This window comes from Marichromatium sp. AB32, assembly GCF_003718675.1.
GTDB lineage: Bacteria > Pseudomonadota > Gammaproteobacteria > Chromatiales > Chromatiaceae > Marichromatium > Marichromatium gracile.
Genome location: NZ_RHFJ01000002.1, coordinates 1 through 10,709 on the forward strand (window position 1 = coordinate 1; position 10,709 = coordinate 10,709).

Annotated in this window: 5 protein-coding genes; 4 read left to right on the forward strand and 1 reads right to left on the reverse strand. The window is 70.5% G+C overall.

The genetic code is table 11. From position 1 onward, the window contains the following. A partial coding sequence (locus EBL85_RS01135; protein ID WP_123141932.1) for a valine--tRNA ligase occupies positions 1–2,832 on the reverse strand: 2,832 nt, incomplete at its 3' end. Between the two features lie 547 nt (positions 2,833–3,379). On the opposite strand from EBL85_RS01135, the gene ppdK reads away from it, so the two are divergent. The 4 genes from ppdK to EBL85_RS01155 all read left to right on the forward strand — a co-directional run bounded on the left by ppdK (position 3,380) and on the right by EBL85_RS01155 (position 10,634). Further along, positions 3,380–6,151 carry a pyruvate, phosphate dikinase gene (gene ppdK / locus EBL85_RS01140; RefSeq protein ID WP_123141996.1) on the forward strand — a complete coding sequence of 924 codons (2,772 nt, stop codon included), beginning with the start codon at positions 3,380–3,382 and terminating at the stop codon, positions 6,149–6,151. 39 nt (positions 6,152–6,190) lie between these two features. Beyond that, a complete protein-coding gene (gene hypF, locus EBL85_RS01145) occupies positions 6,191–8,569 on the forward strand; it encodes a carbamoyltransferase HypF (RefSeq protein ID WP_223805991.1) in 2,379 nt (792 codons plus the stop codon). 682 nt (positions 8,570–9,251) lie between these two features. Further along, entirely contained in the window at positions 9,252–10,325 is a 1,074-nt protein-coding gene (gene alr, locus EBL85_RS01150) for an alanine racemase (protein ID WP_123141934.1), read from the forward strand. 126 nt (positions 10,326–10,451) lie between these two features. Beyond that, on the forward strand, positions 10,452–10,634 hold the full coding sequence (locus tag EBL85_RS01155; RefSeq protein ID WP_123140445.1) for a PA3496 family putative envelope integrity protein: 183 nt from the start codon (positions 10,452–10,454) through the stop codon (positions 10,632–10,634). The last annotated feature ends 75 nt before the right edge of the window (positions 10,635–10,709 follow it).

A 10,709-nucleotide genomic window follows, 5' to 3' on the forward strand; every position in this document is an offset into this window, starting at 1 on the left:
ATCTCGCTCGCGCTGGGCACGCAGCTCGGCGATCGCGCGGCTGTGGTCCTCGAGCTTGGCGCGCTCCTTGTCCACCACCGCCGCCGGTGCCTTGTCGACGAAGTTGGGGTTGGCGAGCTTGCCCTCGGTGCGCTTGACGTCGTTCTCCAGACGCTCGATCTCCTTGTCGAGTCGCTTCAGCTCGGCCGCCTTGTCGATCAGCCCCGCCATCGGGATCAGCACCTTCATCTCCCCGACCAGGGCGATGGCCGACTCCGGCGCCGCCGCCGGGTCGTCGAGCACGGTGACCGATTCGGTGCGGGCGAGGAAGTCGAGATAGTGGCGCGCGCTCTCCAGCCGCGCCCGATCCTGCGCCGAGGCGTTGGTCACCAGCACCGGCAGCTGCTTGCCGGGGGCGATGTTCATCTCGCCCTTGATCCGTCGCACCCCGAGCACGAACTGCTTCACCCACTCGATCTCGGCGACCGCCTCGGGGTCGGCCGCCGCGGCGTCGACCTTGGGGTAGGGTGCGAGCATGATGGTCTCGCCCTCGACGCCGGCGAGCGGGCGCACCTTCTGCCAGATCTCCTCGGTGATGAAGGGCATGATCGGGTGGGCCAGACGCAGCAGCGTCTCCAGCGTGTGGACCAGGGTGTGACGGGTGCCGCGCTTGGCCGCGTCGCTCGCCTCGGCACCGGTGAGCACCGGCTTGCACAGCTCCAGGTACCAGTCGCAGAAGGCGTTCCAGGTGAACTCGTAGATCGCCTGGGCGGCGTGGTCGAAGCGGTAGTGATCGATGGCGTCGGTCACCGTGGCGGTGGTCTCGGCCAACCGCGCGCGGATCCAGCGATCGGCGGCGCTCAGTTCGAGCGCGCCGCCGGCGGCGCCGCAGTCCTCGCCCTCGGTGTTCATCAGCACGTAGCGCGAGGCGTTCCACAGCTTGTTGCAGAAGTTGCGGTAGCCCTCGATGCGCCCGAGGTCGAACTTGATGTCGCGACCGGTCGAGGCGAGCGCGGCGAAGGTGAAGCGCAGCGCGTCGGTGCCGTAGCCGGCGATGCCCTCGGGGAAGTCCTTGCGGGTGGCCTTGGTGATCTTCTCGGCCAGGTGCGGCTGCATCATCCCCTTGGTGCGCTTCTCGACCAGGTCCTCCAGCTCGATGCCGTCGATCAGGTCGATGGGGTCGAGCACGTTACCCTTCGACTTCGACATCTTGTCGCCGTGGGCGTCGCGCACCAGGCCGTGGATGTAGACCTCGCGGAAGGGCACCTCGCCCATGAACTTGATGCCCATCATGATCATCCGGGCGACCCAGAAGAAGATGATGTCGAAGCCGGTGACCAGCACCGAGGTCGGGTAGAAGGTCTTGAGGCGTTCGGTGTCCTCGGGCCAGCCGAGGGTGCTGAAGGGCCACAGCGCGGAGCTGAACCAGGTGTCGAGCACGTCGTCGTCCTGACGCAGCTCGATCTCGGGGCCGAAGTCGTGACGCTCGCGCACCTCCGCCTCGGAGCGCCCGACATAGACGTTGCCCTCGCTGTCGTACCAGGCCGGGATGCGGTGTCCCCACCAGATCTGGCGGCTGATGCACCAGTCCTGGATGTTGCGCATCCACTCGAAATAGGTGTTCTTCCAGTTGTCGGGGACGAAGCGGATGTCGCCGTTCTCCACCGCCGCGATCGCCGGTTCCGCCAGCGGCTGCACGCGCACGTACCACTGATCGGTGAGATAGGGCTCGATCACCGCCCCGGAGCGGTCGCCGCGCGGCTGCTGCAGCTTGTGGTCGCGCACCGCCACCAGCAGACCCTGGGCCTCGAGATCGGCGACGATGCGCTTGCGCGCCTCGTAGCGGTCGAGTCCGACATAGGCCTCGGGGATCAGCTTGCCCTCGTCGGGCTCGTTGGCGCGGATCGCCGCATCCGCGGTGAAGATGTTGATCAGGCCGCCGTGGGGCTGGTCGGCGATCGCCGACTCGTCGCGATGACGCAGCCACACCTGGTGGTCGTTGAAGTCGTGCGCCGGGGTGATCTTCACGCAGCCGGTGCCGAACTCGGGGTCGGCGTGCTCGTCGGCGACGATCGGGATGCGCCGTCCGGTCAGCGGCAGCTCGACGTACTCGCCGATCAGGTGGCTGTAGCGGTGGTCCTCCGGGTTGACCGCCACCGCGCAGTCACCGAGCAGGGTCTCGGGACGGGTGGTCGAGACCACCAGATAACGCACCTTGGCCATGCGCATCGGCCGCACCAGCGGATAGCGCATCTCCCACATGTGGCCCTGCTCCTCCTCGGAGAGCACCTCCAGGTCGGAGACGGCGGTGTGCAGCACCGGGTCCCAGTTGACCAGACGCTTGCCGCGATAGATCAGCCCCTCCTCGTAGAGCCGCACGAAGACCTCGCGCACCGCCTCGGACAGCCCCTCGTCCATGGTGAAGCGCTCGTGCTCCCAGTCGAGCGAGGCGCCCATGCGGCGCAGCTGACGGGTGATGTTGCCGCCGGACTCGCCCTTCCACTGCCACACCCGGTCGGTGAAGGCCTCGCGACCGAGATCGTGACGGGTCTTGCCTTCGGCGTCGAGCAGGCGCTCGACCACCATCTGGGTGGCGATACCGGCGTGATCGCTGCCCGGCTGCCACAGCGTCTGCTTGCCCTGCATCCGCTGGTAGCGGATCAAGGCGTCCATGATGGTGTCCTGGAAGGCGTGCCCCATGTGCAGGCTGCCGGTGACGTTCGGCGGCGGGATCATGATGCAATAGGCACCCGACTCGCCCTGCTGTGTCCGCGGGACGAAGTAGCCTCGCTCCTCCCAGTGGCTGTACCAGGTCTTCTCCAGGTTCTGCGGGTCGTAATTCTTGTCCAGCATGTCGGTTCAGGGCTCGTTGATGGTGCGAATGCGAAACCTGTCAGTATACCCGATGCAAAGGGCCTGAAAATGACGGACGAGGACGGTCGCCAGCGACCAAGAGGCTTGAACCGCTATGACGCGAAGGCCGCAAAGGAGATGAGACGTATGCAACCCGTAGGGTGGGCAAAGCGCAGCGTGCCCACCGGGTGCGAGCGATGACCTGCGAGATGGAGCGGGGAAGGCGACCAGCCGCCAGCCGCCAGGCTTGAACCGCAAAGCCGCGAAGGACGCGAAGGGGGATTGAGCCGACAGCCGCCAGCGATCAGCCACCAGTGGGCGCGATCACCCGACGGTGGTGCGGACCCGCGCCGTCCGTGGCCTCGCGCCGGCATCACGCATCATCCCCTTTGCGCGCTTCGCGGCTTTGCGGTTCAAACCTCCCTGGCGACTGGCAGCTCGCCCCCCGCATTTCCCCGTGCGTTTCCTCGTCGACACGATAGACTCGAAGCCGACGCCGCCGGCGTGGCCGGCATCCATTCGCACACGAACGAGAGGACCGATGATGATGGCGACGACCACCCAGTCCGTGTTCGCATTCGAGGACGGCGACGGCAAGGACAAGCAACTGCTCGGCGGCAAGGGGGCGAATCTCTGCGAGATGACCCAGATCGGGCTCAACGTCCCGCCCGGCTTCGTGATCGCCACCACCGCCTGTCTCGACTATCTGGCCGCGCCCGAGCAGGGGCTGCCGGCGGCGTTGATGGAGGAGGTGCGCGCGCAGATGCGCGCGGTCGAGGAGAAGACCGGCAAGGGCTTCGGCGACCCCGACAACCCGCTGCTGGTCTCGGTGCGCTCGGGCTCGGCGATGTCGATGCCGGGGATGATGGACACCATCCTCAACCTCGGGCTCAACGCCGCCACCCTGCAGGGCGAGATCCGCGCCACCGGTGATGCGCGTTTCGGCTACGACGCCTATCGCCGCTTCATCCAGCTCTTCGGCAAGGTCGCGCTCGGCATCGACGACGCGGTCTTCGACACCGCCTTCGAGGCGATCAAGCGCGCCGCCCACGCCCGCCAGGACGTCGATCTCTCGGCGCGCGAACTCGAACAGGTCTGCGAGCGCTTCCTCGCGCTGGTGCGCGAGCACACCGGCCAGCCCTTCCCCGAGGACCCCTACCAACAGCTCGAACTCGCCATCCAGGCGGTGTTCAACAGCTGGCAGGGCAAGCGCGCGGTCGACTACCGGCGTCAGTTCCACATCACCCCGGAGATGGCCAACGGCACCGCCGTCAACGTCGTCACCATGGTCTTCGGCAATCGCGGCGAGGACTCGGCCACCGGCGTGGCCTTCACCCGCAACCCGGGCACCGGCGAGAACCGGCTCTACGGCGAGTATCTGGTCAACGCCCAGGGCGAGGACGTGGTCGCCGGCATCCGCACCCCCAAGCCGATCGACCGCCTCGCCGACGAGATGCCGGAGATGGCCGCCGCGCTCGCCGAGCTGCGCGACAAGCTCGAACGCCATTACCGCGAGGTGCAGGACTTCGAGTTCACCATCGAGCGCGGCCAGCTCTACTGCCTGCAGACGCGCAACGGCAAGATGAACGCCACGGCGATGGTGCGCACCTCGGTGGAGATGGTCGATGAGGGGCTGATCGAGCGCGAGCGCGCGCTGCTGCGCATCGCTCCCGACCTGCTCGAACAGATGCTCTTCCCCCGGCTCGACCCCGGGGTGGTGGCCGAGTCCGTCGCCCAGGGGCTGCCGGCCTCGCCGGGGGCGGCCTCGGGGGTCGCGGTGTTCGACGCCGACCGCGCCGAGCAGCTCGGGCGCGAGCAGGGGCTGAAGGTCATCCTGGTGCGCGAGGAGACCAAGCCCGAGGACATCCACGGCTTCTTCGCCGCCGCCGGCATCCTCACCTCGCGCGGTGGTAAGACCTCGCACGCGGCGGTGGTCGCGCGCGGCATGGGCAAGCCCTGCGTGGCCGGGGCCGAGGGCATCAGCGTCGATGTCGAGCGACGCGAGGCGCGGGTCGGGCTGACCCGCTTTCGCGAGGGCGAGATCATCACCATCGACGGCACCTCGGGCAAGGTCTATATCGGCGCCATCGCCACCGTCGAGCCGGAGTTCACCACCGAACTCGGCACCCTGCTCGGCTGGGCCGACGCGCACGCCCGGCTGCGCGTGCTCGCCAACGCCGACACCCCGGACGACGCCCGCCGGGCGCGCCGCTATGGCGCCGTCGGCATCGGGCTGGCGCGCACCGAGCGGATGTTCAACGATGTCGAGCGGCTGCCGATCGTCATCGAGATGATCGTCGCCGAGACCCCGGAGCAGCGTCAGGACGCGCTCGACCGGCTGCTGCCGCTGCAACGCGCCGACTTCCAGTCGCTGTTCGAGGTGATGTCGCCCAACCCGGTGACCATCCGTCTGCTCGACCCGCCGATCCACGAGTTCCTCCCCGACGCCCAGGTGCTCGAACGCGAGATCGCCGACCTGCGCGCGCTCGAGTGCGGCGCGCGCGGGCTCGGCGTGCTCGCCGGGGCGATGGGCCTGCTGCACGCCGAGGACACCCTGCGCCACGAGGTCGACCGCGCCCGGCGGCTGGTCGAGCCGGCGCTGGTCGAGGAGGCGATCGCCAAGAAGGAGGCGATGCTGCGCAAGGTGCGCCTGCTCTACGAGACCAACCCCATGCTCGGCCATCGCGGCGTGCGGCTCGGCATCACCTTTCCCGAGATCTACCAGATGCAGGTGCGCGCCATCCTCGAGGCCGCCGCCGAGTGCGCCAAGGCCGGCATCGAGGTCCATCCCCAGATCAAGGTGCCGCAGGTCTGCACCGCGCAGGAGCTGCGCATGGTCCGCGCCTCGGTCGAGACCATCCACGCCGAGGTCGCCGAGCGCTACGGCGCGCCGGTCGCCTTCCGCTTCGGCACCATGATCGAGGTGGTGCGCGCCTGCATGCGCGCCGAATCGCTCGCCGAGGAGGCCGACTTCTTCTCCTTCGGCACCAACGATCTCACCCAGGCGACCTTCTCCTTCTCGCGCGAGGACGCCGAGAACAAGTTCCTGCCGCTCTACAACCAGTCCGGCATCCTCCAGGACAACCCCTTCGACGTGCTCGACCGCAAGGGCGTCGGCAAGCTCATGGAGCTGGCGGTGGAGTGGGGGCGGCGGGTCAAGCCCAACCTGCACGTCGGCATCTGCGGCGAGCACGGCGGCCACCCCGACTCCATCGCCTTCTGCCATCAGGCCGGGCTCGACTACGTCAGTTGCTCCGGTCCGCGGGTGCCGGTGGCGCGGCTGGCGGCGGCGCACGCCGCGCTGGCCGGGCGGCAATGAGGGGCATGGTCCGGCGTGCGCGGCGAGGGCGCGGCTAGGGTGGCGGGGGCGGACGGCAGCGGCGCACCGGCCGAGTCGATCCGGGTGCGCGGCCAGGTGCAGGGTGTCGGCTTCCGCCCGACGGTGTGGCGGCTGGCGCGCGACTGCGCCCTGGTCGGCGATGTCCGCAACGACGGCGAGGGCGTGCTGATCCGCGCCCGGCCCGGCGCCGGCGCGCCGCCCGAGGCGATCGCGCGCTTCTGCGCCCGGCTGCGCGCCGAGTGCCCGCCGCTGGCGCAGATCGAGCGCATCGAGCGCGCGCCGCTCGCCGACCCCGCCGCGCTCGCCGGGGTCGGCGACTTCGTCATCCTCGCCAGCGCCGACACCCCGGTGCACACCGCCATCGTCCCCGATGCCGCCACCTGCAGCGCCTGCGCCGCCGAGGTGCGGGACCCGGCGAACCGCCGTCATCGCTACCCCTTCACCAACTGCACCCACTGCGGGCCACGGCTGTCGATCGTCGAGTCCATCCCCTACGATCGGGCCAACACCAGCATGGCGCACTTCCCGCTGTGCCCGGCGTGCGCGCGCGAGTACGCCGACCCCGCCGACCGGCGCTTCCACGCCCAGCCCAACGCCTGCCCGGTGTGCGGCCCGCGGGTCTGGCTCGCCGGGGCCGACGGGCGGGCACTGGAGGAGACCGGGGCCGACCCCATCGCCGCCGCCAGCGCCCGGCTCGCCGCGGGCGAGATCCTCGCCATCAAGGGCATCGGCGGCTTCCATCTCGCCTGCGACGCCGGCAACGACCGGGCGGTGGCCGAGCTGCGTCGGCGCAAGCGGCGCCCAAGCAAGCCCTTCGCGCTGATGGCGCGCGATCTCGCGGTGGTGCGCCGCCACTGCCTGCTCGCCCCCGGCGAGGCCGAGACCCTCGCCAGCCCCGCCGCGCCCATCGTGCTGCTGGCGCGGCGCGCCGACGGCGCCCCGCTCGCCGAGGCGGTCGCGCCCGGCCAGTCGACCCTGGGGATACTGCTGCCCTACAGCCCGCTGCACCTGCTGCTGCTCGCCGAGTGGACGCGCCCGTTGGTGATGACCAGCGGCAACCGCGCCGGCGCGCCGCAGTGCATCGACAACGACGAGGCGCTGCAGGCGCTCGCCGGGATCGCCGACGCCTGGCTGCTGCACGACCGCGACATCCGCAACCGTGTCGACGACTCGGTGGTGCGCACCATCGCCGCGCGCCCCCGGCTGCTGCGCCGCGCCCGTGGCCACGCCCCCGGCGCGCTCGTCCTGCCGCCGGGGCTGGCGCGAGGCGCGGCGACGGTCGCGCTCGGCGGCGAACTGAAGAACACCCTCTGTCTCGGCGACGGTGAGCGGGCGATCCTCAGCCAGCACCTCGGCGATCTCGAAGAGGCGGGCAGCGCGCGCGCCTGGGTGGCCACCCTGGCGCGCTATCTGGCGCTGTTCGAGCACCGGCCCACGCGCATCGCGATCGACGCCCACCCCGACTACCGCGCCAGCCAGTACGGTCGCGACTGGGCCGCGCGCGCCGGGCTGGCGCTGGTCGAGGTGCAACACCACCACGCCCACATCGCCGCGCTGCTCGCCGAGCACGGCCGCCCGCCCGAGGCCGGGCCGGTGCTCGGCATCGCGCTCGACGGGCTCGGTTGGGGGGAGGACGGCACCCTCTGGGGCGGCGAGCTGCTGCAGGTCGACTATCGCGGGTCGCGACGGCTCGGCGGGCTGTGCCCGGCGGCGCTGCCGGGCGGGGCGCGGGCGATGGTCGAGCCCTGGCGCAACCTGCTCGCCCAGCTCGAACGCGCCGGGCTGCTCGATGCCGCGCTGGGCCGCTGGGCCGCGCTCGAGGCGGTGCGCGCGCTCGCCGCGCAACCGCTCGAGGCGCTACGCACCCTGATCGCGCGCGGGCTCAACGCCCCGCCGTCGAGTTCGGCGGGGCGGCTGTTCGACGCCGTCGCCGCCGCGCTCGGCCTCGCCCCGGCCCGGCTCGGCTACGAGGGCGAGGCCGCGATCGCCGTCGAGACCCTGGCCGCCACCGTGCCCCCGGCGTCCGAGGGCTATCCCTTCGCTCTTGACACTGCCGCCGACGGTCGGCTGATGATCGACCCCGCGCCGCTGTGGCCCGCGCTGTTCGACGATCTCGCCGCCGGGACCACCCCGGCGCGCGCCGCCGCGCGCTTCCACGACGGCCTGATCCACGCCCTGGTCGCATGCGCCACCCGTCTCTGCGCCAGCCACCGGCTCGACACCGTCGCCCTCAGCGGCGGCGTCATGCAGAACCGCCGCCTCGTCGAACCCCTCGCCACCGCCCTGGAGGCCCAGGGCCTCCAGGTCCTCCTCCACCGCCGCGTCCCCGCCAACGACGGCGGACTGGCGCTGGGGCAACTGTGCGTGGCGCGCGCGAGAGAACAATCCGCCCCGTAGGCCGGGCAAAGCGCAGCGTGCCCGGCGGCGTTGACGGTTCGGGGACTTGAACCGCAAAGAGACCGTCTTTCCCGTCAACCGCCGACCATGCACGCCCGTCTCCCCCACTGGAGGCTGATCGCTGGAAGCTGATTCGAACCGCAAAGACGCCAAGGGGAAAAGCTACCAGCCGCCAGCCGTGTAGGTTGGGTGATCCGTCCGCCCTCGGCGCCAGCGGTAGACCGCCAAGCTGTCCGGACGGGTCACCCAACAGCGACGGCTCGTCAGGCCCGCGCCGGAGGCTGCCGGGCAACCCAAACCCTCACCCTGATCGCCGCCTGCGGTGGGCACGCTGCGCTTTGTCCACCCTACGTTTGGTGGCGACTCACCCTGTCGCCTTCTCTCCTTCGCGTTCTTTGTGTCTTGGCGGTTCGAACCAGCTTCCAGCGATCAGCTTCCAGCCTCCAGTCGGGGAGGCTTGTGTGCATGATCGGCGATTGACGGGAAAGACGGTATCTTGGCGGTTCAATCTGCCGACCGCCGTCATGCGATGAGGGTCTCCGGCGTCGGCATGGCTGCGCCGGACCAGCTGCGCGTTGCCCGGCCCACGTCCCGGTCGCCAGCTGGCGGCTGATAGCCGCTGGCTGGTCGCTGACGGCTCGTTGTATCTTGGATCGCCTTGCAACCCAGGAGATGTTCCCAGATGTCACGTCCGGCTCGCGCCCGTATCGATCTCGCGGCGATACGCCACAACTATCTGCACGCCAAGTCCTGCGCGCCCTCGGCGCGGGCGTGGGCGGTGGTCAAGGCCGATGCCTACGGGCACGGCGCGGTGGCGGTGGCGCGGGCGCTGGCGCCGGTGGCCGACGGGTTCGCGGTGGCTTTCCTGGAGGAGGCGCTGGAGCTGCGCGAGTCGGGCGTCGAGGGGCCGATCCTGCTGCTCGAGGGGGTGTTCGCGCCCGATGAGCTGGCGGCGGTCGATCGCGCCGGGCTGGACATGGTGGTGCACGCCGAGCATCAGCTCGAGTGGATTGCGGCGGCCCGTCCCGAGCGCCCCTTCGGCTGCTGGCTCAAGGTCGACTCGGGGATGCACCGGGTGGGGTTCGCGCCGCCCGATGTCGCCGCGGCGCTGGCGCGGTTGCGTGACTGCCCTCAGGTCGGGCGGCTGCGCGCGATCAGTCATCTGGCGCGCGCCGACGAGCCGGGCGAGTCCTACAGCGCGCATCAGCTCGCCGCCTTCGACGGCGCGGTTGCGGGTGTCGTGCCGGCCAGCCTGGCCAACTCGGCGGCGGTGCTCGATCTACCGGCGGCGCATCGCGACTGGGTGCGCCCGGGGATCATGCTCTATGGCGTCTCACCCTTCGACACGGCCCATCCCAATGCCGCCGCGCTGCGCCCGGCGATGACCCTGGAGTCGGCGCTGATCGCCATCCGCACGCTGCCCGCCGGGGAGCCGGTCGGCTACGGCGGGCGCTTCGTCTGCCGTCGTCCGAGCCGCATCGGGGTGGTGGCGATCGGGTATGCCGACGGCTATCCGCGCCATGCGCCGGACGGGGTGGCGGTGATGGTGCGCGGGCGGCGCGCGCCGCTCGCCGGACGGGTGTCGATGGACATGATCACGGTCGATCTCACCGACCTCCCCGAGGCCGTCGTCGGCGATCGCGTCGAGCTGTGGGGGGCGCGGGTCGATGCCGGCGCGCTGGCCCGCGCGAGCGACACCATCGCCTATCAGTTGTTCACCAATCTCAAGCGGGTGCGGGTCGAACATCAGCGGTGATGCGCCGTCGCGGCCGTCGATCGCCAACGTTGATCCTGACGATCAAAAAAATTCTCTTTCTGAGCGCGAGACTTTGGAGTAGATAGCCGCCTGTGGTTTGCACTGTAATCCAGAGGTAACGGAGAGATGTTGGAGACCGACGGCGGTTATGGCGACGAGGTGCTCGACCGCGCCCCTCACCTGATGAACCAGAACGAAGACGCCTATGGCGGCGACGTCCTGGCGGCGCGCCGGCGCATCGAGCAGATGCGCGAACTCAAGCGGCTGCGCGACCTGCTGGAGGATCCGGACTTCGACGAGCAGATCTGACGCCCTCGCCCCGGGCCTCCTGCGCCCGGGGTCCGTTCGCTCGGGCGGCGGCAGCGCCGCCGCCACCGCACGCCA

Coding starts and splice junctions, on each gene's coding strand:
- ppdK (WP_123141996.1), top strand. CDS start 3,380: ATGGCGACGACCACCCAGTCCGTGTTCGCATTCGAGGACGGCGACGGC.
- alr (WP_123141934.1), top strand. CDS start 9,252: ATGTCACGTCCGGCTCGCGCCCGTATCGATCTCGCGGCGATACGCCAC.
- EBL85_RS01155 (WP_123140445.1), top strand. CDS start 10,452: ATGTTGGAGACCGACGGCGGTTATGGCGACGAGGTGCTCGACCGCGCC.